Origin of the sequence: Burkholderia sp. A2 (assembly GCF_001729305.1) — a bacterium.
Taxonomy (GTDB): domain Bacteria; phylum Pseudomonadota; class Gammaproteobacteria; order Burkholderiales; family Burkholderiaceae; genus Burkholderia; species Burkholderia sola.
In genome coordinates, this window is sequence record NZ_LZXX01000090.1 from 182,682 (window position 1) to 205,719 (window position 23,038).

Genomic DNA, 23,038 nt, shown 5'->3' on the forward strand with positions numbered 1-23,038 from the left:
CTGTGCCCGAGCGCGCGTCAAGCGCCGTTGATCGCGATCGGCGAGAGCAGGATGACGATCACCTCGCGCGTGCCGGAGGCGTTGAACCCGCCCATCGCGTAGTTCGACGGATGGCCGACGCCTTGCCGGTTATCCAGATCGGTGATGCCCTCGTAGCCGCTGATGACGAGCGTCTGCCCCGACTTCACGGCGATGCGCTGCAGGAAGTTGCGCGTATCGACGGTCGGCAGCTGGATCTGCTGGTTCGCCGGGCCGAACGGCGCAAGGTTCACGAGCGACGAAATGTTGCTGTAGAACTGCATCATGATCGTGCCGTCGTCGAGGATGTGCGGCAGCACCGTGAGGTTGAAGCCGGTCGTGATCGTGCCCGGCGTGAGCGACGTCTGGCTGCCGATGTTGACGGTGTTGGTCGTCGAGATCTGCGCGAGATAGCCTTGCTGCTCGGCCACCTGCACGGGAACGGGCTGATCGTTGAGCGTCGTGATCGAGGCCGAGGTCTTGCGGTGCACCGTGCCCTGCGTCGAAAGCGCATCGATGATGGCCGTCGTGCTCGAGGCGCGGCTCGACGGCGTGATCACCGTGGCCGAGAGCTCGCTCGGGTTCTGGATCATGCTCGTGAACGCAGTGGTGATGCCGAACTGCGTGCCGAGCGCCTGATAGACCGCGTGCCAGTTGATGCCGTAGCTGTCCTGCGCGGAAAGCGTGACCGAGAGCACCGTCACGTTGACGAGCACCTGCCGCGCGAGCACGCGGTTTTGCTGCTCCATGAACTCGCCCACGCGCTCGAGCACATCGGGCGTGTCGGTGACCGAGATCGAGCCCGTGGCTGGCGAGGTGATGACCGAGCCTACCGGAGAGAGCATCGCCTTGATCGCCGTCTGCAAGCCGTTGTACACGGAGAGCTGCGCGTTCATCGTGATATTCGCGGTGTTGTCCGACGACACCGACGGCGAACCGGACGTCCCGCCGCCTCCACCGCCGATGCCCGCGCCACCGGCGCCCGATCCGCCCGCGGCCCCCGCGTTGTTGCTCGACGCGCCGCCGCTGTTGCTCGCCCCGCTCACGACGTTCGTATCCAGCTTCGAGTCGCCCGGAATGGCGACGACCTGATAGACGCGCGTGGCCGTGTAGAAAAAGACGATCGCGCCGTCCTCGTACTTCCAATAAACGCCGAAGCGAGCCGACGCCGTGTCGAGCAGCCCGCGCAGCGTGCCGCCCGAATACGCGATGCGCACGGGCGAGGATACGCCCGGCACGCGCGCGGCCACCGTCGCGGCGCTCGTGCTGGGCGCGGGCCCCTGCAGCAGGCCGGGGGGCAGCGGCGGCACGCCGGGATAGGCTCCGGCGCCGCCCATATCGACCGCGGCCTGCGTCGCGCGCGCGGCCGCTTCGCTGGTGCCCGGCGCAACCTTGGCCGGCAGGTGCGCGAGACGCGAAATGCGATCGGCGAACATGCGCAGCGAATCGACCGTGCCGTCGAAGCTCGCCGGCTCGTCGAAGAGCTTCGGCAGCGTCGATTTCGTCGCGATCTTGATCGTCTTGCCCGAAAGCCAGAGTTCGTCCTTGACGATGACGTCGTCACTGCCCGGCGCCGCGCGGTTGTCGCCGTTCGACAGCTTGCCGAGCAATTGCCCCGCACGCGCGGTATCGGCCTGCGAGCTGCGCTCGATCTTGTCCAGGAGACCCGTGCACCCCGCAAGCAGCGAGAGGCTCGCGGCGAGGATGACGAAAGGACGGCAGAGGACGCTCATCAACTTGCTCCTTTGGGAACGACGCGCATGACGCGATTGCGCTGGTACAAGACCACCTGAATCGGCACCTGCGAGCCGGCGAGCGCATTGGTCACCTGACGCAGCGCTTCGGCGAGCGTGCCGTGTATCGTGGCCGTCGCGTCGACCTGAAAATCGGTCGGTACGTCCCAAATGAATTGCCAGCCGGCTTCGCTCGCCCAGCGCGCGAGCGCATTGCGCACGGAGCCGTCCGACAGGCGCATCTGCCACTCCGTGCGCTCGGGCGCCGCCGCGGGTACGAACGCCGGCGTCGCGGCGGGCGCCGCCAATGGCGCCGGCGAGTCCGGGCGGAACGCCAGTTGCGTGGCGGCGAGCAGCGGGGGCTCTATCGCGTCCCGCTTTGCGGGCGCGGGTACCTGCGCTCGAGGCGGTGCTGAAACACGTGCCGGTACCGATGCCGGCATGGCCGGCCCGGCTGCCGGTGCGGACGACATCACCAGAGCGGGTGCGGGTGCGGGTGCGGGTGCGGGTGCGGGTGCGGGTGCGGGTGCAGATGCCGGCACGGGCTGGACCGCCAGTGCTGCCGCCGGTGTGCGAGCCGATGCCGGTGTGGCGGGCATCGACGTCGAAACGCGCGCCTGCGCCACGGTCTGCGCCCGTGCAATGGCGGGTCCCGCCGCGGGAGCCGTCGCCGCCGCGCCCGCGGGCAAGGTGGAAGACGCATTCGTGGCGGCACTGTTCATGCGCGACGCCGCGCCGGCCGCCGGCGCGGAAGGCTGCGGCACGTCAACGTTTGCGCGCCGCGCATGCGCGGTCACCGTGAGCAGACGCATATCCGTATCGATGCGCGCCTGCAGCGCAGGATCGACCGACAGCACCTCGCCAAGCGCTTGCACGACCGACGAGCCGGCGCGCCAGCTCACGGGCGCGTCGGCCCATGCGCCCGCGTTCGGCACATTGATGCTGTAACTCGTCGGCATGATCTGCTCGAGCGCGCGCAGCAGCGGAACGCCGTGGCCGCCCGTGCGCACGGCGCCGCCCAGGCGCTGCCCGCCGTCGACGATGACTTGCTGATCCGAAGCGTGCGCGACCGCGCAGGCGAACCAGACGCCGCACAGCAGCGCCCGAATTGCCGGCGGCATCGCCGCTATCCAGACATTCGCCCTCGCCCGGTTCCACCTCTTGTCGCTCATGCACCTCGGATGCACCGGAAGCTCTATTTTTTTTGTTGCCACGTTCTTTTCAATCTGCTTGAACCATGCCGATAGCCGCCCTAAAAGCAGTACCGAAAGGCGTCAGGAATTCGAAAGAAATTATGTAAGAAAACAGTAACGACGCGTAAGGATAGCACTACAGCTCATTGGGTGTTTACGGCAAAGTACACCGCACCTTTAAGTAAAAAATAATCCTGGAAAATCACGCTTTCTCGGCCGGCATGGATGATACAGGCACTGGCGCGAGAACGTCGTCCTCACGCCACAAGCCCCGCCCAGCAAGGCGCTGCGGCAGTCGCCACATTTTTTTTGACGTTTCGACGCGAATCGTGGAATGGCCGCCCGTGGAAATATGCCAGATACAATAATGTGCTACGGCGCCGTTCGCGGGCGTGCCGACAATTGGGTGCCCGTTCAGGAAGTATCCGGAATTCCGTGTGTGACGCGGATTGAGATTCAGACTCCAATGTTTAATCGTTCCGGATAAACAAGCGCGAACTGCTTCATGCCGCTCTTCCAACCGTGCCGGGAACCGGTCCGCTTTGGCCAAGACGCCAAGACGTTACGCAGCGCCAGCCAGATCAGTTTGAGCGCGGCCTCGTTCGACGGATCCTGACTCGCAAGGCGTCGAAGAACACGACCGGGTACATCGGCTCGAGCGGCCAGCCGGCTCGGCGTCGCCCCTTCCCGTAGTTCAGGTGGTGGATCAGTTCGCCGCCCACCGCGCGTTCGAAGACATCAAGAGCCGGACAAGCTCGCCGTGCGCCGCGCCAAACAGCGCACGGCGGCGGCAAACGTAACAAATCATCAAAGAACCGCGACGCAGGCCTCCCGCGCGTGCGTGGAGATCCACCGCGGCACCGCCCTCTCCGGCCAATGCCGCTGCCAAACCGAAGGTAACAAACCATCACAAACACGCGCCTAAATCGGCCCGCGATGAAAACATGCGCTCACGGCTTCACGAATCGTTTCACGCCGCTTAACGCATCGCTCATCGAGTCAGGAGCACGACATGTTCTCAACGATCTACTTCGCCGCCGCCTCGGCCCTCGCTTTCGACGACACCCCTGCGGACGTCGTCTCGAAAATGCTCCAGGGCCAGTTTCTCGACGCTGTCCGCCACGCCGCACGCCATGCCGATACCGACACGGCGCAAGCTCAGCCCGGCTACGCACTGCTGCAAGTCTGCGCCGACCTCGAGCTGATGCTCGGCCGCCATGAAGAAGCGGAGGAAACGTATCGCCGCGCGCAAAAAGCCATTCGCGCCCATCGCGACGATCTCCGTATCGCGTCGTGCCGCAATACCGGCTGGCAAGCCTTGTTCCGCAACCAGTTCAACGTCGCGCTCAGTTGCTTCAAGCGCGTCGGTGAGGAAAAGGCGGCCACGCCGCGCCAACGGCTCGACAGCCTCGTCGGTGCGACACTCGTTTCGTTTCATCTGGGCCTGATCCAGGCGGCGTGCCATCGCCTCGGCGAACTGGCCGCGCTGGCGGCAGCGCATGGCGATCGCCGCTGGAGCTACCTCGTGGAGGCGCTGCGGCGGGACCTCTTCGCGCAGCACGAACTGCACGGTGCCGAGCGACTCGCCGACCACATCTACTGGCGCTCGGCTATCGCGGAATTCGAGCCGAGCGAGGCACCGGTACCCGGCTCGCAGCCCGCCGGGACCGTGCTGCCGCTGCTGGCCGAACGACTCTCGCACCTGGACCGGCTCGTTTCGCTGGCCGACGGCCGGACGAGCGCGGGCGAAACGCTCAAGCAATACGTGAGCTGGAGCCGCCAGGCCGGCCTCAACGATTACCACCGCAGCCTGTGCCTCGAAATCACGCTGGCCGCGATCGCCGGCCACGCGACGCCGTTGGCCGAAGCGATGCTCGATGCGTCCGGCGCGGCGAACTCGCAAGGCAGCCAGCATGCGCGCTGGTACCTCGACTATCTCTACTGCCGCGCGAAGATCATGCAGCAGCAGATGCGCACGCAGGAATTCGCGCAGTTCTACGGCCGCTACGCGCTCGCCTCGATTCAGCACGTGCGCGCGGATAGCATGTCGATGCCCGCCGCCGCGGCCGATCACATGCAGGCATCGCGCACGGCGCAGCGCTCCGACGACGTGAGCGCCCGCCTGCCGGCGAAATACCGCCGCGCCTATCGCTACCTGATGGACAACCTCGACCAAAAGGACCTTTCGGTGCGCGAAGTGGCATCGCATGTGGGCGTGACCGAGCGCGCGATGCAGGCAGCGTTCAAGAACCACCTCGGGCTGTCACCGAGCGAGCTGATCCGGCGCCAGCGGATGGAGCGCATTCGCGGCGATCTGCTCGACGACGGCGCACCGGCCACGCGCGTGCTCGACGTCGCGAACAAGTGGGGCGTGCGCCATCGTTCGACGCTGGTCAACGGCTACCGGCGCGTGTTCCAGGAAGCGCCCTCGGAGACGATGGGCCGCTGAGGGCAGCGTGTGCGGCGCCAAAGCGCCTGCACCACCGATCGGTAACACGGCCGCCCCGCGGCTTTTTTCCGCCCACGCCGTCCGACGAAACGCGCACGCGTGGGTCGGACGGCGTTTTCATTCGCACGTCGGTGCGAAGCGATTCCCGCACCGCTTCTCTTACCGGATGATCCATGAAGCGACTATTCACACCCAAGCCGGCGCTCGCGCTGGCGCTTGCCGTTCTGTCCGTGCGCCCCGCCGAAGTGCGCGCGCAGACCGCCGACTGCTTTGCGGCGGCCGCGGCCTATCAACATGTGAGCCCCGTCGTGCTGCGCGCGATTGCGTGGCAGGAATCGCATGGCAACGCGAACGCGCTCCATCGCAACCGGAACGGTTCGACCGATTACGGCATGATGCAGATCAACTCGATTCACCTTCCGCTGCTGTCGCGCTACGGCGTCTCGGCGGACGACCTCATGAACCCATGCTCGAGCGTCTACGTGGCTGCGTGGCACCTGCACAAGATGATGGTCAAGTACGGGAATACCTGGGAGGCGATCGGCGCCTACCATTCGGAGACACCTGCCGAGCGCGACCGCTACGCGCGTTCGGTGGAACGCATCGTCGAGCGCATGAAGCTGGCGGATGACGGGCAGTAGGACGTGCGCGGGCAGCCGGGGAGACCCGGCTGCCCGCGCACGTCATCAAGAGAGAAAGCGACGTTGCATGGGGAAGTCGTCCCGTATGGCGAGCGCCAAGGCAAGCGCGAAGCGGAACGAAGCAGGAACGAGGCAGGCAGGAAGCGTGGACGAACCGGGGCGTTCGCGAGCCGCGCGCGAAAAGCCGCGGCCCGCCGTAGCCGTTACTGCCCCTTGGCGGCGTTCGAAATGTTGCTGGCGCCCTTGTTACCCACCGACGCCAGCGCCGACGTGAGCTCCTGCGACTGCTGGTTGACCGCGGCCGCCAGCGTGTTCGCGTTGTTGAGCCGCGTCATCTCGTTTTGCTGCTTCATGAAGTCGTTTTGCATCGCGGCCATTTGCGTCACGGGGTCCCCCGCGCCGAGGGCCGATGGACGCACGATGTCACCCGCCGCATGCATTGCGGTGGACGCGACGCCGGGCGGCAGAAAGTGACTGCCGGCATGAAGCGCCGAACTCAGAAACTGTGCGCCGACGTTCCCCGCGCGCCCCGGCAGGCTGGCAAAGTTGCGGGGCGGCGCGGGCGGAGCCGGCGGCGCACCGGCGGCCCCCTTGAAGTTGGACAGCCCGTCCAGTTGGCCTTTGCTGCGCGCGGGCGCCTGCTTTTGCGCGCCGTCGGCCGCACCGTTCTTCGTCCCCTTCTCGAACTCCGCGACACGGGACTGGACGAGCCCCGGCCGAATACCTAAGTTGTTCATGGCGAACTCCTTGAGTGACATGACGATTTCCGTCGCCGGCAACATCGCTCGATGTCGGTGCGGCACGGTCTCCGCATCCCACTCACGCGGAGCGATATCGAGGAATGCAAGCGCAAGCTTATGCGCCACGGCATTGCGCCACGCAAGCGACGCGACGCGGCGAGCGAAATTGCGAAGCGCGCATGCAGCACATGCGATGAAATACGCAAAAGGGATCCGAAGCCGCAGCGCCCGCGCCGGCATCGACGTGCGTTTTTTTGCACGCCACTTCGGAATCGGCAGGCTGCCATCGTTATGTCGTTTTACCTTTCCAACACGAGAACCCACGTTCGCAAAGCGCGAAGACGGAATCGGCGGCAAAGGCGCGCCGACCGCCTGGACGCGATGAAGCAGCGCGCAAGTCCATCAAGGCCTTTGTCGCGAGGCGACGTCGAACGATCGAAATCAACTGAAAGGAAACGTCATGACGATCAGCACCAGCACGCAAGTACGGTCATCATCGCTCGACCTCCCGCGCAACGACACGCAGCCCGCGCCGGCCCCGCGCCAACGAAGCGCGTCGATGACCGGCCCGCGCCCCTCCGGCGGCGCATTGCTCGGCGCGTTGAGCAATGCACCCGCCTTTCCGGCGCACACCGGCACCGATGCACCGGCGCCGGCGAGCCCGCTTTCGACGACATCGCAACCGGCCGGGACGGCGCAGCCCCCATCGCCGCCGCTGCCGGCACCGTTGCCGGTCAGGCGCAACTCGCTGCCGCCGCGCGCATCATCGTCGTCAGGCTCCGCGATCGGCCGCCACGGTGAAGGCTCACGGTCGCTGCCCGGTTCGGGCAAGCTGGGCGCTCAACGTACGGCTCTCGGAGACGAGACGGTGCCGGTGCTCGACTTGTCGGCGGGCGGGCAGTCGAACGAAGAATTGCCCGTACACGAGGAACCGCCGCCACACACGCCTGCATCGCAGGAAAGTGCGGCGCCCGTTGGACATCAGGAGCCGGTGGAAACGGAAGCTGCCGGCAAGCAACCGGCCACGTCGCGTTCGGGTAGCCCGCTGCCGCACGAGAAGGAAACCACGGGGCTGACAACCGCGACGACGAACGAGGCCGAATCGAAACCCGAAACGTCCCGCTCGAGCAGCCCGCTATCGCTCGATAAGGGGGTGAACCCGGCGTTGCTCCACCGCGCCGCATCGGACGCTTCCTCATCCGCTCCGTCCAGCCCCGCCCTCGATCGACACAACGCTGCGCTGGGGAAAGCTGTTTCCGAGCCCCCCGAAGACAAACCCGTGCCGGAAAAAAGCACTTTCACGATGCCTTCCCTCGCGAAGGCGTCATCGTCGCGCCTACCCGAGACACCTTCGGTGCCCGAGGAGCACGACACGACGTCCCGGAGCCCTCTCTCCCCGAATCCGGCCAGCTTCTCGGCGCCTCACCGCGTCGCGCACGACATCGAAATTCAGGATCCCGAAATCCAGCCCGAGGCAACCGTTCCGAGCTCGTCGTCCCGGGTAGCGCCGGAAACCCGTACGCTGGCCGCCGCCGGGACATCGGTGCCCGCGGAGATCTCGGCGGTCGCGGAACCTGAAGACGTACGTCCGGCATCGGCCGCCGAGATGAGCAGCCACCTGTCGGCCGCGCTGTCCCGGCCGGGGCAAATCCGGTCGTTCATCTCGAACGTCGGCGACATGCTGACTCGGAACCCCTACGGCGCCGCGCAACCGCTCAAAGGGTGGACGGCCAACCTCGTCAACGCGTTCAGTCATGAATTCGTCGCGACCGGCGGCGCCACGCTCTTCCGCGAGTTGTGCTCGATGGCGACCGAAGCCGTCCTCGACAAGACCGGCGCCGGGCCCGAAACACGCGGCGTCATCACGGCCTCGCTGTTCACTGCGGCGGCGATGGGCAACCTGGTCGCGATGTTGCACAAGTATCACACCGGCACCGCGGACAAGAAGACCTACGCGGGCCACGGTGCGCAGCTCATCGCGCTGATCACGACGATGGGCCTCGCGGCCCATGCCGGCAAGAACGACGAGGGCAACGGGCATCTTGGGCAACTCGCCGGCATGCTGCCGAGCGCGATCAAATCGTACGCCTACCTGGCGCGCGACGTGATCAACGTGTTCCGCCCGCTCGAAGGCAATCACGACGCAGGCTACGAGCGCCCCGTCAGAGGTCAGGCACTCAACGGCGTTCCGTATTTCGGAAACCAGCTCGCGGTGAACACCGCGCAGGGCAGCTCGCAATGGTCGGCCACGTCCTACGTCGACAGCCTCATTCACCACACGAAGAGCAACGCAGCGATCAAAGGCCTGTTCGGCTATTCGGCAGCGAATGCCGCCGGCGAGGGGCTGGATGCGATCGGGGGACGCGTGGCCTCGGAAATCTCGACGCACGGCTTCACGGGCAAGGCGCTCGATGAACTGAAGACGCTGCGCCTGAGCTGGGGCAAGATCGACACCTCCGAAACCAGCACGGCCAGGCAGCTCGGGGACAAGGCGGCCGGCGCGGGAATCGCGCGTCTCAGCCTGTTCCTCTCCCTCTATGCCGCCACCGCCGTGGTCAATCACGCCGTGGAGGGTAGAAGCGATTGGTCCGCCGGCCACAAGAGCTTCACGGAGAACGCGTTGGGCGCACTGCTCATCATCGCGGGATGCCTGCCGTTTGCCGCGAGCACGTCGAGCCCGTCGAACCGGTCGAACGAGGGGCGAACGGCCGACGCCGACAACGCGGTGGAACTGGGCATGATGCGTCGCACGACCGCCTGAGCACGCGGGCCGCGCCGAGCAAGCGAAACGACGAAGGTTCGCGCAGGCGGCCGCATCAGTGGCGCGGCGGCTCGCCTGCCGCAAGCCGCTTGCATCGACATCGCGGCCGCCACCCGGTTCGGCGGTTCGGCAATCCGGCGACGGCTTCGCATCCGTCAAGGCGCTGTAAGCACCGGGCAATAAATTAGGTTTCGCAGGCGGCCGCTATCGGCCCTCCATCAGCAACTGATGAATACCGTCATTCTCACGCGGAGAAAATCATGTCCACCACGGCAGTGCAAGGCTATAACGCCGGCTATCTGAACGGCATCGACGATGTCGGCGGCATCGGCGGCACGAACGAATCGCAGCTCGCACAACTGCTCGAGTTGCTCATCGAAGAAATCAAGCAGATTCTCGACCCCTCCAGCCAGAATTCAGGCGATGCGGGTGGTGTTGGCGGCATCGGCGGCGGTACGCCTTCGTATTCCCCGCCGCCCGCCTATGCCGGCGGCGGCGCCGCCGCGCCGGCCGGCACGAGCGGCGGCGGCGGTGGCGGCCAGGGCGGTGGCGGCGCATCGCCGGGAATAGGCGGCGGTGGAAGCGGTGGCGGCGGCCACGGCAACACGCTGCCCAATGTATCGGGCGGGGACGCCGCGCACGCCATCGCACAGGACCTCAAATCGCGCTACGGCCTGACCGACGCGCAGGTCGCCGGCGTGCTCGGCAACCTGCAGCAGGAAAGCGGGCTGCAAGGCAACGTCAATCAAGGCGGAGCGACAGGCGCGCCCTCCGGCAACTTCGCGGACGACAACGCCAACGGTTGGGGTCTTGCGCAATGGGGCGGCACACGCAAACAAGGCGAAATCAACTATGCGAAGGAGCACGGGCTCGACCCGGGCAGCCTCGAAGCCAACATCGGCTTCATGAATCAGGAACTCGACACGACGTACAGCAAGACGATCACCGACATCAAGCAGACGACGACGGCGGACCAGGCGGCACTGGTCTGGGACAAGGACTACGAACAGGCCACCGATCCGCAAATGGAAAACCGCAACAAGTACGCCGAGCAATTCCTCGCGCAAGGTCTCTGAACGCGAACGCGTCCGCCCCCCGGGGCGTTTGAAGCCCGCCCGATGTCCGGGCGGGATTTTTTTGCGCGGCATGTTCCGCCGCGCGAAAACACCGCTCATCGGCAATACACGGACTATCCTGATTCAGGGGAAACGACTCGATGGGCTCGCCGAGCGGGGCCGAAGGCCCCGGCAGCGGCCATCAGTCTCTTTCGAGCAGGCGCCGCATGGCAAGGCGCACGTAGGGATCGGTACTGTCCTCGTGTGCCGTCGCATAGCCATGCCACGACGGATCATCGAGGACTTTCAGGCAGATTGCCTTCAGTTCGGGCGCGCGATCGTCGGGCAATCCGTTCACGATCTGCCACGCTTCGTGCGGACGCCCGCGCACCAATGCGATCGTCACGGCAAACACGTGCACCTCGCGCGTTTCGGGGTAGACATCGTGCATGCGCGCCAGCAGCGCCTCGGCCTCGTCCAGCTCGTTGGCCTCGATATGCTCGATGATCGCCTGCGCGATGGCCGGCGCATCGGCCGGCAGTTCGGTAAGAAGCTCCATCATGCTCGTCACCGTCCGTGCGTCAGGCGGCGCCCGTGCCCGAGGTCAGCGTTCGCACCGCCTCCTTGCCGCCCGCCAATGCGAGCGCGGTAGCGGCGCCCTCCGGCGTCAGGTTTTCCGCGACCGCCGTGCCGCCCTCGAGCGCCTCGAGCCCACCCTTCGCAATGGCCCCCGCCCCCGCAAGGGCTTCCTTCGGGTTGCCGCTCAGCAGCCCCTTGCCGAACGTCGCCGCGCCGTGCAGCGCGTTGCCGACACCATGGAGAACATCCCCTGCAGCCTTGGTGACATCCCCCACTACGCTCTTCACAATATTGCCGATGAAGCTCATTCGTTTTCTCCTTGATCGTGAACGAAACGCGCGTTCGATGAAACGCGCGAAGCCGAACCGCATGAAGGCGGCCCTCGTTCCAATCTAATGAATGCGGATGCGAAAGCGTTCGCGCGCGCGAAGCCGCACCGCGAAAGCCGAATGCGCGACACCCGCGAGACGGCTCGGCGGTATGCCGCCGCGAACCTGCTTCGCCAATCCGAACGACGCTTCGCGCGGTTCACCGGAGTGTCATGACCGGCTCGCACAGTGCAGTCCATCTTGTCTCCTGGTCGAGAACATCATGGCGCCCCCACCCAAGATCGAGCCCCGGTCGCATGCGATCGAATCCGCCTCCCTCGCCCGCACGCCGAGCGACCCCGGCCCCTCCACGGGCACGAAATCCGCGCCGGCGCCGACCCGGCGCGCGAGTGCCGGCGCGCTCATCGAGGAACTCGGCAGCCTCGGCAAGCGCCCGCGCGCGGAAAGTCCGCCCGCCGCGCCCGCTGTTCCCAAGCCGGCAACGGCTATCGCGCCGCAGAAGCCCGGTGTGGACGACATCGGCGCATTCGTGCCGGGTGCCGGCGGCAAAGGCCGGCGCTTCGCCGATTTCGCGCACGCGATGGGCGTCAACCGCAAAGGCATGACGTTGACGGCATTCGCCGCCAAGCGGCCCGCGAAAGACGGCCTGAACGGCGTGTCGACGGCGGCGCACGGACAGTTCGGCTACGACGCGGCGCCCGCCACCGACCTCGTGAACGCGCTGGCCTCGGGCTCGAACGCCGCCGCCGCGCATTCGATCCATAGCCGTTACGAAAACAAGGTCAAGGCGATGCTCGCCGCCGACGTCGAACGCTTCGAGCATCCCGAAAAACGCCCTCCGGGCGCGCCGATGCCCAACCAGGTCGACAATCTCCTGCTGACGAAAAACAGCAACGGAGAATGGCAATACGACAAAGGCAAGCTCTCGCGCATGGCGCGAGACGACGCGCACCCGCTCACGCAGCATGCCCGCGACGTACTGACCGCCATGAGCATCGCGGAGAACAAGGGCAAGCAACGTAACGGCGCGCTCTACCAGTCGGTCACGTCCGCCATCGGTCTGACCGCAAGCGGGCTGCTCGTAGGCGGCTCGCATGGCGCGCTGGCACCGCTCGCGGCATCCGGGCACCTGACCAACGCAGTCAAGGAAGCGCTCGATTTGAAGAAGCCGTTTGTCGAAGGACGGCAAAACCTGCGCAATGCGAAGGCCGCCACGATTCAACGCTACGTCGACACGGTATTAGCCCCGCACGACTACACCGGCCAGACGCAGGACGAGCGCCTGCGCGCGGCGCTGCAAACGAGCCGCGCGAAGATCGATGATCTGCGCGCCATGGAGGCGCGGCCGGAGGACGAAGGCCTGCCTGCGGACTTGCGCAGCCCGCAGGCGCAGGCCGGTGTCTATGCGTCGCTCTATGACGATGCACGCCGCTACGCCAACAGCACGACGTCGTTCGGCAAGCGCTTGATCTCGGGCATGCACGCCGAAGACAAGGCGAAGGTACACAAGGACGCCGAGCGCGACATCGTGGTCAAGCACATTCTGTCGATGGTCACGAAGAGCATCGGGCGCCTCGATCCAGTCTCGCTTGCGGCGCTCGCGGGCGCCGACATGGCAGTCGATGCATCAGGCGCGCAGCGCGCCAGGCAGGCGCTCGCGATCGTGGGCAACCATCCGCGCGCGAGCCGCAATCAGGATCTGATCGCCGCGCACACGCTGCTGACAGACAGCGGCATTCCGAAGGGCGAAGCGGCGCTGCTGCTTTCGCAGCTTGCCCGCGCGCGGCGCGAAAAACCGCAAGAGGCGTCGGCGCCGCGCGATACATCGGCCTCCAGCCCGGGCGCCGCACCGCTGACCGAAAGCGAGCGGCTCAAGCAGATCGCCAACATCATCGGACAGCCCGGCCTCACGGCAACCGCCGCCAAGACGGCGGAGGACGCCATCAAGAAAAACCTCGGGCTGAGGTCTTGACGCGCGGCGCGGCGTAGGGCGCAATAGCGACGCCCTCGCCGCGGCGCGCAGTCGGCGATTGATTTGCCGGTTCGCGGCACTCGACGAAACTTCGGAATGCGCAGGTTGTCCTCCACCGTGCGCGCTTACCGTGAAGCGGGGTGGCCGTCGGCCGTCATCGCCGTCCATGCCGCCATGACCTTCAATGCGAAAGGGAGAACCGATCATGCGATTCGCGTTCGCCGGCTTCGATCGCTGGCGTGTCGTCTTCGACGCGTTCGTGGCCGCCGGCTGGGAGCCTGTGGCGCTCTACTCGATTCCGGTCGACAACCGGCTCGACTTCAATAGCGAGCTCGTCGAGCGCGCGGACAAGCTGCGCATTCCGGTGCAGCTGTCACGCATCGACGAAGACGATCTGCGCTGGCTCGCCGAACGGCAATGCGAGGCACTGATCGTGGCCGGCTACAACTGGAAGATTCCGGCGTGGCAGCCCTATCTGCGCCATGCGGCGAACTTCCATCCGTCGCCGCTGCCCGACGGGCGCGGCCCGTACCCGGCCATGCGCGCCATCCTCGAGGGGCGGCGCGAATGGGGCATCAGTTGCCATCGAATCGATGCCGATTTCGATACCGGGGACATCATCGATTCCGAATGCTTTCCGCTCGATGCCGACGAATGGCACGAGACGCTGCAGCTGAAGCTGCTGATGGCCGCCCGTCGGCTGGCCACGCGCGTGGCCGGCGACTTCGATCGGCTTTGGAACGAACGGCGTCCGCAAAGTGCGGGCAGCTACTGGCCGCGCCTTGCCGATGCCGAGCGCACGATCGATTTCGCGCGGCCCGTGGCCGAGGTGATGCGCGTCGTGCGGGCCTGCGGGAACGTCGAATCGATCGCGCCGCTCTTCGGCACGACCGTCCACGTGCGGCGCGCCACCGCCTGGCAGGAAGCACACACGTACGCGCCCGGGCAGATCGTGCATCAGTACCGGCGCTGGGTCGTGGTCGCCGCGCAGGACGGCTTCGTCGCCTTGCTCGAATGGAGCCCGCTGAACGCGTCCCTTCGTCAGCAGATGGCGGGCTGAATCGGGACATCGGTTGCGCCGGTAAACAACGATGCGGCCGTGCTGCGGTGTTTCGCAGCACGGCCGCCGATTGTCGCCGGTTGTTGCTTCCTGCAGCCCCCGATCGGCGGCCGCTCGGGTCGCCGATCGGGATGATCGCCGGAACGGCCGGCGACGTTACTTCGTGCTGACGCCGGCGATCGTACCCGTGTGAATGCCGGTGATGTTCTCGAAAGCGACCGCGGCGCGCGTCTTGCCCGGCGTCAGCACGTTCGCGCCGCCCAGCGCATCCGAAAGCGCCTTGCTCGCGTCGTGGCTGATCTTGCCACCGCCATGCGCGTTCGCCGTCTGCTGCAGTTGTGCGCCGATCGCCGCCGCATCCGACTGGCTCAGCTTGCCCGACTTCACCGCGTTGGCGAGCGTCTTCGCCGCGGCATTGCCGTCGCCGTGCGACAACGCGCTTTCCATGGCCTGGAAGTCGGCGCCATCCTGCGCGTTGAAATTGGCCAGCGCCTTGCCTTCGTCGGCCATCTGCAGCGGCTTGCCGTCCTTCAAGAGATCGCCCGTACCGGGTGTGAAGCCTGCCGTCGCGCCCGTTGTCGGCAAGCCGCCCGTCGTCGGCAGCGTACTGGTGTTCGCCGGAAAACCGCCCGTGCCGGGCAAGCCGCCGGTCGTCCCCGGCTGCGCCGCCGCGCCGCCTGCGCCAGCCGCGCCACCCGTTGCGTTGCCCGCCGCGCCGAGTCCACCTTGAGCCGCCCATTGGAAATTGCCGACCGCGGACTTGCCGTCGGTGCCCGCCACGTCGTGCGTCTCGATCTGCTGGTAGGCACCCGGGTTCGCGAGCATGGTCTGCGCCGCTTGCTGCACCGTGGGCGGCGTGCCGCCGTCGGCGTTCGTCGCGAGTTTGTACATCGTGTTCGGGTCCGACGCGTTGATGCCATGCTGCCCCATGTACGAGGCCAGCACGCCCGCAGCGTTTTGCACCGTCATCCCGCCGGTGCCGCCCGGCATGGCGCCTGCGCCCCCCACGCCGCCGGGCGTCGCCCCCACACCGCCGGGCGCAGCCCCCATACCGCCGGGCATTGCGCCCGCGCCGCCACCGGGCATGCCGCCAGCACCGCCGGCGCCGCCCGGCATGCCGCCGGCCTGCCCGTTCTGCCCGCTCTGCATCTGCTTGAGCAACTGGCTGATGAGGCCGATGAGATCCTTGAGCACGTCCTGCGTCGAGCCCGTCGAGGCACCGTTGGTCAGCCGTTGCAGGTAGCTCGCCGGATCGGTGGGGTAGGTGGTCATATTCGGAACGTTCAGATTCATGATGTTTCCTTCCTGTCGGGTAAGTGTTTGCGTGACCGTCGGTACTACGAGGCAAAGTCAGTCTAGGTTGCTGTCGCTGCTACAAGCGCACCGATGCGAAGGCTGCAATTGAAATGCGAATCGCCCGGCGCGCGGAAAACGTGAAAACGGATGCTCATGCGCGGACCCACGTCATCGACGCGGAGAATCCGCTGTTGTCGGCCGGCACGCCGTGCGTGCTCGCCGGTGCGTCGGTGGACGCAGGCGCTTGAACGCCGATGTCGAGCTTTGCGGCACGCTCGAGCAGACGCGCGCCGATCTTCGCGCCCTCGATGCTTTCGCGCTGGTCGGCCGCGCTGAGCGCATAGCTGTGCCACAGCGGGTCTTCGAGGCCGAACAGACACACCGCCATCAGTGCGGCATGAAGCCCCGAGCGCTTCGCTTCGGTGTCGTCGTCTTCGAGCACGCGGCGCGCGTCGCCCCATGCCTGGCGCCGGACGTAGCGCCACGCGGCGACCGTCCCCGCCCCGGGCCACCTGGGCCAAAGCACGCGGATCGCTTCGAGGAGATCCTCGAAGTCGGCTTCGTCGTCGAGCTGCGAAGCCGTCCACAGCACCTTGGTTAGGCCGCCGGCAATCTCATCCCTGCATCCTGTGTAAGTCACGATGTCCTCGTCTGCTGGAGTGCTGCAATCAAAAAGCGCACGGCGGCGCCGCGCACGGCCGTGCCGTGCTTGCTGCCGGCTCGTGCGGTGGACGTCCCCTGGCGGTTAGTCTCTTGTATCGGGTCGGCTTTCGCCGACGCGATGCGAACGGAACGATCGGGATGCGAAGAGAGAGCGGAGAAGAAAACCGACCGCGGCGATGGGATCGATCGGTGCGATAAGCCGGATCGCGCGCTGGGTATCGAAAGGCGGGGATTTGCTCGATGGTCGGTGCCGAAGAAGGTCCGCCATCGGTCGACGCGCTGCCGGCCATCGGCCATGGCTGCCCGTCGAATCGCCCCGGGGAAGCCACGAACACACCGCCCCCCCAAATCGCTTCAAAATCAGCGGTCTGCGGGCCGGTTACGGAATACGCGGGAAGCCATGACTGGCGGAAGGCAGCCAGAGTCGAACTGACCCGGGAGTGTCTGACACCCCCAACTGGATTTGAAGTCCAGCCGTACCACCGGATACGAATGCCTTCCGTGGGAAAAAGAAACCGAAGAACGACGAGCGCCTACGCCTGAATACCCATCCAACCGCTGTCAGGCCGCAGGTAGTGAAGATCGCGGTGGAAGCGAGTATACCCAACCCGATCGAAGAACTCGAGAATCTGGATCGCACGCTTGCGACCGAGCCCCGTCGCGTCGCGGAACGTCGCCGCATCGAGCCCGCCGCCGCGCGACGGCGCGAGATGCGCGACCAGTTCCGCGAGTTCGCGCGCGACGTCCGCATGATAGAACAGGTCGCGCACGACCTGCTGCACGTCGCCGCGCCGTGCGAGCTTGCGCAGCAGCGCGCGCACCGCGTCCTCGGCCGTGCCCGTGTCGCGCGCCAGGTCGCGCACCCACGGCGGATCGAAGCGCCCCGCGTGAATCAGCGGCAGCAGTTGCCGCGCCAGCGCTTCCTCGCGCGGATCGAGGCTCACCGAATGCGACGGCAGATGCAGCCACGGCCCGCTGCGCACGACTTCGCCGCCGGACACCAGCGCGTCGACGAGCGCGCGCCACAGCGCATCGCCGACGAGCGGCGCGGCCATCCGCCGCAGGCGTGCGGCGTCGAGCCCCTGCTCGTCCGGCATGCGCTCGTGATACGCGCGCAGCGTCTCGATCGCCCGCGTCTGCAATGCCCGCCAGCGCGCATGCGAAATCACGGCCCCTTCGTTCGACGCGGCGTCGCGTTGCCCGATCGCCAGCGCATCGTCCGGCAACGCCAGCACATTCGGCGCGAACCCCGTCAGATGCGTGAGCGTCGCGCGCGCAATGCCGAGCGGCGCCTGCGCGAGCAGCGCATCGACGCGCCCTTCGTCGAGCCACGCCGCGAGCGCATCGAGCCACGCGCGACGCGCGGGCGTGCGGCGCTTGCGAGCCGGCCCGAACGGATCGAGCACCCGGCCGCCGCCGACGGTGCGCGTCGCCTGCGGATTGCGGACGATGAAGCGGTCGCCCGGCAGCGCGAACACCGGCTCGTCGAATACCAGTTGCACGCGCATCCGCTGGCCGGCCGCGAGCGTGTCGCCGTCGAGCAGCGCGACGTGCGCCACGCGATGCAGCGTACCGAGATGCACATGCAGCGGCGCCCAGTGGGTCAGCGTCAGCCCGGCGTCCGCGAGCAACGTCAGCTCGACGTCCAGGCGCGGCGACGTCGCGACGAGCCGCGCGTCGGCGACGGTGTCGCCCCGCTCGACGTCGGCCTTGTCGACGCCGGCCAGGTTCAGCGCGCAACGCTCGCCCGCGCGGCCGGCCTCGACCGGCCGGTTCTGCGCATGGATGCTGCGCACGCGGGCCGCGCCGCCCGTGCGCACGATCGCGAGCGTGTCGCCCGTCGCGACGCGCCCCGCGAACGCGGTACCCGTCACGACGGTACCCTGCCCGGCAAGCGTAAACACGCGATCGACCGCGAGCCGGAACAGCCCGTCGTCGCGACGCGCGCGCCACGCGATCGCCGCGTCGGCGAGGTGCTGCTTCAACGCGGCGACGCCAGGATCGTCGGTCACGGTCGCACGCGTTTCGAAGATCGGCACGCCGGCCAGCGTCGAGTCGTGCAGCCACGCGGCGATCTCGTCGCGGACCTCGGCGACGCGCGCGGCATCGACGCGATCGCATTTCGTCAGCGCGACGGCGCCATGCGTGACGCCGAGCAATTGCAGGATCGCGAGATGCTCGCGCGTCTGCGGCATCACGCCGTCGTCGGCGGCAATCACGAGCAGCGCGAAGTCGATCCCGCACGCGCCGGCCGCCATCGTGTGAATCAGCTTCTCGTGGCCCGGCACGTCGATCAGGCCAAGCACGTCGCCGTTGTCGAGCGGCGTATACGCATAGCCGAGCTCGATCGAGATGCCGCGCGCCTTCTCTTCCTTCAGGCGATCGGTGTCGACGCCCGTCAGCGCACGCACGAGCGTGGTCTTGCCGTGGTCGATGTGCCCCGCGGTCCCGACGATCATGCGGCGGGCCCCGCGAGCGGCACGCATTGCGCGACGAACGCCGCTTCGTCGGCCGCTTCGAGGCAGCGCAGGTCGAGCCGCAGCGCGTTGTCGGCGATGCGGCCGATCACCGGCCGCGGCCATTCGCGCAGCCGCTTCTCGAGCTGCGCGAGCGCGCGGCCGCTGCGCTTGCCGTCCGCCGAGCGCACCACGAGCCCGGCGCTCGGCAACTGGTCGACCGGCAGCGCGCCGCTGCCGATCTGGCTGAACATCGGCTCGACGGTCACGTCGAAACCGCTGCCGAGCGCAGCCTGCAACGCCGGGCGCACGCGTTCGGCCGCGTCGGCGATCTCGCGCTGCGGGCGCGTCAGCAGACGCAGCGTCGTGAGCCGGTCGCGCAGGAATTCGGGCGACTGATACAGGCGCAGCACCGGTTCGAGCGCCGCGAGCGTCAGCTTGCCGACGCGCAGCGCACGCTTGAGCGGATGCTTCTTGATCTTCGCGATGAGCGCGCGATCGCCGACGATCAGGCCGGCCTGCGGGCCGCCGAGCAGCTTGTCGCCACTGAACGTGACAACGTTTGCGCCGGCGGCGACGGTTTCCTGCACGGTCGTCTCGTGCGGCAGACCCCATCGAGACAGGTCGGCCAGCGTGCCGCTGCCGAGATCGACGGCGACCGGCACGCCGTGCTCGCGCGCGAGCGGCGCGAGTTCGGCGAGCGTCGCCTCCTTCGTGAAGCCGCTGATCGCGTAGTTGCTGCAGTGCACCTTCATCAGCAGCGCCGTGCGCGGGCCGATCGCGTCCGCATAGTCGCGCAGATGCGTGCGGTTGGTCGTGCCGACCTCGCGCAGCTTCGCACCGGCACGGCTCATGATGTCGGGAATACGGAATGCCCCGCCGATCTCGACCAGCTCGCCGCGCGATACGACGACTTCCCGCTTCGTCGCGAGCGCGGACAGCGTCAGCAGCACGGCCGCCGCGTTGTTGTTGACGACGGTCGCGGCTTCCGCGCCCGTCAGTTCGCACAGCAGAGCGTCGATCAGGTCGTCGCGATCGCCGCGGCGGCCGGTGGCGAGATCGAATTCGAGGTTGACGGGCCGCGTAAGCACGTCGACCACGGCACGCACCGCGTCGTCGGGCAGCAGCGCGCGCCCGAGGTTCGTGTGCAGCACGGTGCCGGTCAGGTTGAACACGGCCCGCACCGCGCCGGCGCTCTGCGCGGCCAACGTATGCGCGACGGCAGCGGCGATGCGCGGCTCGTCGAGCGGCTCGGCCGCGGCGGGGTCATGCTGCGCGGCCGTGCGCCAGCGCTCCAGTTCCGCGCGCACGGCGTTCAGCACGCGCGTGCGGCCGTAGTCGGCGACGAGCGGCTGCAGCGGCGCCGACGACAGCACGCGCTCGACCGACGGCACACGCGCCAGCACGGCATTCAATTCATTCACACCCGGTTCGGTCACGTCGTTATCGCTCCAGTCTCATGCTTCGCAGTCGGCCGGGCCGACGCTCGCGCACCGTCCCGGCCCGTACCGTCAGTCCGCTTCCCGCGACACGTCCGGCCACAGCAGCGGGTTCGGCGAACTGCGCTGGTAGCCGGCCTCGTTCATCAGCAGGTCGAGCGTGAGGCTCGCGAGATCGTCCGCCAGCGGCTCGAACTCGTAGTCCTTCTCCTGATAGCCGATCTTGCGATAGGTCTTGCATTCGTCGCACGATTCGGCCTTGACGGCTTCGCTGCCGCCTTCGATCCCGTGATACGCGATGCCCTTCGTCGAATCGCAGTGCGAGCACTTGGTACGCACCATGTGCCACTCGGTCGTGCACAGCCCGCACTGCAGGAAACGGTAGCCCTGATACTGGCCGCCGACCCGCACGACGCTCGCGACCGGATGCGTGCCGCACACCGGGCACAGCCCCGGCTGATCGAGATACGGAACGTCGGACGGCGTCACCCGGCTCGCGAGGTCCGTCCACACGACCTGCAGCGCGGCCATCAGGAACGGCGCGGTGGCCGGGTCGACTTCGGCGAAGCGCAGCGCGAGGATCGCGTCGGCCTGCGCGTCGAGCTCGGCGGGCGCCATCAGGCGCAGCCGGTCGAGCAGCTTCGCGAGCGGTGGATTGACGAGCCCGGCGCTTTCGACGCGGTCGAGCAGTTCATACAGCACGGCGCGCCAGCGCGAATCGCGCTCGCCGTCGAGCGCCGGCACGGGCGGCATCGAATGTTCCTGCGCGCGTGCGATCGCTTCCTTCGACGGCAGCGGCAGCTCCAGCGTCTGCAGCGTCGCGTGCTGCGCATCGGCGACGGTGGCCATCAACCGCAGATAGCCGCTGATCGGGTTCAGGTCGGCAAGCTTGCGCAGCCGCGCGGCGCGCGCCGCGAACGCGGTCGTGCGATCCGGCAGACGAAAGCGCGGAATGGCCGAATGATCGAGTGCCGAGATCTCGGTCGGCTCCAGAATGCGTTGTGTCACGACAATGTCTTCCAAAAAACTAAGCGCCGACGAATCGGCGCTTTCGGGCGATTCCGACGGTTGGCGGAGCAGCACGCCGCAATCGGCGTACCGCCCCGCTCCGGTGCGTTACTTCACGCTTTCACGGAACCACTTCGGGTGATGCTTGCGGGCCCAGCCCAGCGTGACGGTGCCGCGCACCATCGCGCCGATCGAACCCTTCACCCACAACGCCGCGTAAATGTGCACGATGATGCTCGCGATCAGCACGAAGGCCGCCACGGCATGCACGACAGCGGCCGCGCGGATCACCCCGATCGGGAAGTAGAACGAGAAGTAGCGCCGCCAGATCACGATTCCCGACAGCAGGAGCAGCAGCAGGCACGCCACCAGCGTGAAGAATAGCAGCTTCTGCCCGGCGTTATAGCGCCCGACCGGCGGCAGCTTGTCTTCCTGGTTGGTCAGCACGTCGCCGATCTGCTTGAGCCATTGCCGGTCGTCCGCGTCGAGCGCATTGTGGTGCCAGAAGCGCACCACGAGAATCGCGAACGACACGAACATCACGAGGCCGACGAACGGATGCAGGATCCGCGTCCACTGGCCGCCGCCGAACAGCGCGGTCAGCCAGAACATCGACGGATGAAACAGCGCGAGCCCGGACAACGCGAGCAACACGAACGTGATCGCGGTGATCCAGTGGTTCGTGCGCTCGTTCGGCGTGTAGCGGACGATCAGGTTGGGGTCGTCGTGGTTCATTTCGCGTCCTCCTTGATGCGTCGCGCCTCGTCGCGGGCGGCGGCTTCCTCGTCGTCGGTGACCTCGTTCGGACCGACCCGCGTGTAGTGGAAGAACCCGGCCAGCGCGGTCAGCGCGAGGCCGGCTACCGCCAGCGGTTTCGCGATGCCCTTCCACAGCTTCACCATCGGGCTGATCGACGGGTTGTCGGGCAGCCCGTGGTACAGCGACGGTTTGTCCGCGTGGTGCAGCACGTACATCACGTGCGTGCCGCCCACACCTTGCGGGTCGTACAGCCCCGCATGCTCGAAGCCGCGCTCCTTCAGGTCCTCGATCCGCTCGGCCGCGTGCTGCTTCATGTCCTCCTTGGTGCCGAACACGATCGCGCCCGTCGGGCAGGTCTTCACGCAAGCCGGCTCCTGGCCGACCGCGACGCGGTCGGAGCAGAGCGTGCACTTGTACGCGCGATGATCCTTCTTCGAGATCCGCGGCACGTTGAACGGGCAACCGGTCACGCAGTAGCCGCAACCGATGCAGTTCTCCTCGTGGAAATCGACGATCCCGTTGTTGTACTGCACGATTGCGCCCGGCGACGGACACGCCTTCAGGCAGCCCGGATCCTCGCAGTGCATGCAGCCGTCCTTGCGGATCAGCCACTCGAGGTCGCCGGCCGGGTTCTCGTATTCGGAGAACCGCATGACCGTCCACGAATGCTCGGTCAGGTCGGCCGGGTTGTCGTACACGCCGACGTTGGTGCCGACCTCGTCGCGCAGGTCGTTCCACTCCATGCACGCCGTCTGGCATGCCTTGCAGCCGATGCACTTCGATACGTCGATCAGCTTCGCGACGCTCCCGGTCACCGGTTCGCGCACCGTGGGCGGTGGCGTCGTGGTGGCCGAGACCCGCTTGATATCCAGCGATTGCAATGCCAT

Annotated in this window: 18 protein-coding genes, 1 tRNA gene and 1 pseudogene; 6 read left to right on the forward strand and 14 right to left on the reverse strand. The window is 67.2% G+C overall.

Annotation, left to right across the window (positions count from 1 at the left end):
• Positions 1-17: 17 nt before the first annotated feature.
• From A9Z05_RS12885 to A9Z05_RS36130, 3 genes and pseudogenes are all read right to left on the reverse strand, one after another.
• Complete coding sequence (locus A9Z05_RS12885; RefSeq protein WP_069618428.1) at positions 18-1,751, reverse strand: PilN family type IVB pilus formation outer membrane protein; 1,734 nt, start codon at positions 1,749-1,751, stop codon at positions 18-20.
• Complete coding sequence (locus A9Z05_RS12890; RefSeq protein ID WP_256121979.1) at positions 1,751-2,923, reverse strand: toxin co-regulated pilus biosynthesis Q family protein; 1,173 nt, start codon at positions 2,921-2,923, stop codon at positions 1,751-1,753. Before A9Z05_RS12890 ends, A9Z05_RS12885 begins: the two co-directional genes overlap by 1 nt.
• Before the next feature lie 477 nt (positions 2,924-3,400).
• A pseudogene (locus A9Z05_RS36130) lies at positions 3,401-3,553 on the reverse strand (IS256 family transposase); the annotation flags it as partial.
• 403 nt (positions 3,554-3,956) lie between these two features.
• On the opposite strand from A9Z05_RS36130, the gene A9Z05_RS12895 reads away from it, so the two are divergent.
• Both A9Z05_RS12895 and A9Z05_RS12900 read left to right on the forward strand, forming a co-directional pair.
• A complete protein-coding gene (locus tag A9Z05_RS12895; RefSeq protein ID WP_069618430.1) occupies positions 3,957-5,393 on the forward strand; it encodes a helix-turn-helix transcriptional regulator in 1,437 nt (478 codons plus the stop codon).
• 173 nt (positions 5,394-5,566) lie between these two features.
• Positions 5,567-6,034 (forward strand): lytic transglycosylase domain-containing protein, encoded by a 468-nt coding sequence (locus A9Z05_RS12900; protein WP_069618431.1) that lies wholly within the window; start codon positions 5,567-5,569, stop codon positions 6,032-6,034.
• Between the two features lie 203 nt (positions 6,035-6,237).
• Here the strand turns inward: A9Z05_RS12900 and A9Z05_RS37755 are convergent, their stop codons facing one another.
• On the reverse strand, positions 6,238-7,131 hold the full coding sequence (locus tag A9Z05_RS37755) for a hypothetical protein (RefSeq protein ID WP_256121980.1): 894 nt from the start codon (positions 7,129-7,131) through the stop codon (positions 6,238-6,240).
• A gap of 103 nt (positions 7,132-7,234) precedes the next feature.
• On the opposite strand from A9Z05_RS37755, the gene A9Z05_RS12910 reads away from it, so the two are divergent.
• Together A9Z05_RS12910 and A9Z05_RS36905 are read left to right on the forward strand one after the other, a co-directional pair.
• Positions 7,235-9,535, forward strand: a complete 2,301-nt coding sequence (locus A9Z05_RS12910; protein ID WP_256121981.1) for a hypothetical protein — start codon at positions 7,235-7,237, stop codon at positions 9,533-9,535.
• A 260-nt stretch (positions 9,536-9,795) separates the two neighbouring features.
• A complete protein-coding gene (locus A9Z05_RS36905; protein ID WP_069618432.1) occupies positions 9,796-10,611 on the forward strand; it encodes a phage tail tip lysozyme in 816 nt (271 codons plus the stop codon).
• Between the two features lie 181 nt (positions 10,612-10,792).
• On the opposite strand, the gene A9Z05_RS12920 is transcribed toward A9Z05_RS36905, so the two are convergent.
• Together A9Z05_RS12920 and A9Z05_RS12925 are read right to left on the reverse strand one after the other, a co-directional pair.
• Positions 10,793-11,152 carry an HrpB1 family type III secretion system apparatus protein gene (locus A9Z05_RS12920; RefSeq protein ID WP_069618433.1) on the reverse strand — a complete coding sequence of 120 codons (360 nt, stop codon included), beginning with the start codon at positions 11,150-11,152 and terminating at the stop codon, positions 10,793-10,795.
• A 19-nt stretch (positions 11,153-11,171) separates the two neighbouring features.
• On the reverse strand, positions 11,172-11,477 hold the full coding sequence (locus A9Z05_RS12925; RefSeq protein WP_069618434.1) for a hypothetical protein: 306 nt from the start codon (positions 11,475-11,477) through the stop codon (positions 11,172-11,174).
• Between the two features lie 283 nt (positions 11,478-11,760).
• Here A9Z05_RS12925 and A9Z05_RS12930 point away from each other — a divergent pair, with 283 nt between their 5' ends.
• Positions 11,761-13,470, forward strand: coding sequence for a hypothetical protein (locus A9Z05_RS12930; RefSeq protein WP_069618435.1), 1,710 nt, complete (start codon positions 11,761-11,763; stop codon positions 13,468-13,470).
• 205 nt (positions 13,471-13,675) lie between these two features.
• On the forward strand, positions 13,676-14,530 hold the full coding sequence (locus tag A9Z05_RS12935; protein WP_069618436.1) for a methionyl-tRNA formyltransferase: 855 nt from the start codon (positions 13,676-13,678) through the stop codon (positions 14,528-14,530).
• A gap of 156 nt (positions 14,531-14,686) precedes the next feature.
• Here A9Z05_RS12935 and A9Z05_RS12940 read toward each other — a convergent pair whose 3' ends face one another.
• The 8 genes from A9Z05_RS12940 to fdxH all read right to left on the reverse strand — a co-directional run bounded on the left by A9Z05_RS12940 (position 14,687) and on the right by fdxH (position 23,038).
• On the reverse strand, positions 14,687-15,823 hold the full coding sequence (locus tag A9Z05_RS12940) for a hypothetical protein (RefSeq protein ID WP_069618437.1): 1,137 nt from the start codon (positions 15,821-15,823) through the stop codon (positions 14,687-14,689).
• 154 nt (positions 15,824-15,977) lie between these two features.
• The gene (locus A9Z05_RS12945) at positions 15,978-16,466 is read right to left on the reverse strand and encodes an HrpB1 family type III secretion system apparatus protein (protein WP_069618438.1); all 489 of its coding nucleotides are present in this window, start codon (positions 16,464-16,466) and stop codon (positions 15,978-15,980) included.
• 428 nt (positions 16,467-16,894) lie between these two features.
• Positions 16,895-16,990, reverse strand: a tRNA-Sec gene (locus A9Z05_RS12950).
• 32 nt (positions 16,991-17,022) lie between these two features.
• Positions 17,023-18,948 carry a selenocysteine-specific translation elongation factor gene (selB, locus tag A9Z05_RS12955; protein ID WP_069618661.1) on the reverse strand — a complete coding sequence of 642 codons (1,926 nt, stop codon included), beginning with the start codon at positions 18,946-18,948 and terminating at the stop codon, positions 17,023-17,025.
• Complete coding sequence (gene selA, locus A9Z05_RS12960; RefSeq protein WP_069618439.1) at positions 18,945-20,384, reverse strand: L-seryl-tRNA(Sec) selenium transferase; 1,440 nt, start codon at positions 20,382-20,384, stop codon at positions 18,945-18,947. Before selA ends, selB begins: the two co-directional genes overlap by 4 nt.
• A 72-nt stretch (positions 20,385-20,456) precedes the next feature.
• Complete coding sequence (gene fdhE, locus A9Z05_RS12965) at positions 20,457-21,392, reverse strand: formate dehydrogenase accessory protein FdhE (protein ID WP_176730201.1); 936 nt, start codon at positions 21,390-21,392, stop codon at positions 20,457-20,459.
• 108 nt (positions 21,393-21,500) lie between these two features.
• On the reverse strand, positions 21,501-22,127 hold the full coding sequence (locus A9Z05_RS12970; protein ID WP_027805740.1) for a formate dehydrogenase subunit gamma: 627 nt from the start codon (positions 22,125-22,127) through the stop codon (positions 21,501-21,503).
• Positions 22,124-23,038, reverse strand: a complete 915-nt coding sequence (gene fdxH / locus A9Z05_RS12975; RefSeq protein ID WP_059783956.1) for a formate dehydrogenase subunit beta — start codon at positions 23,036-23,038, stop codon at positions 22,124-22,126. The genes A9Z05_RS12970 and fdxH overlap by 4 nt, the downstream gene beginning before the upstream one ends.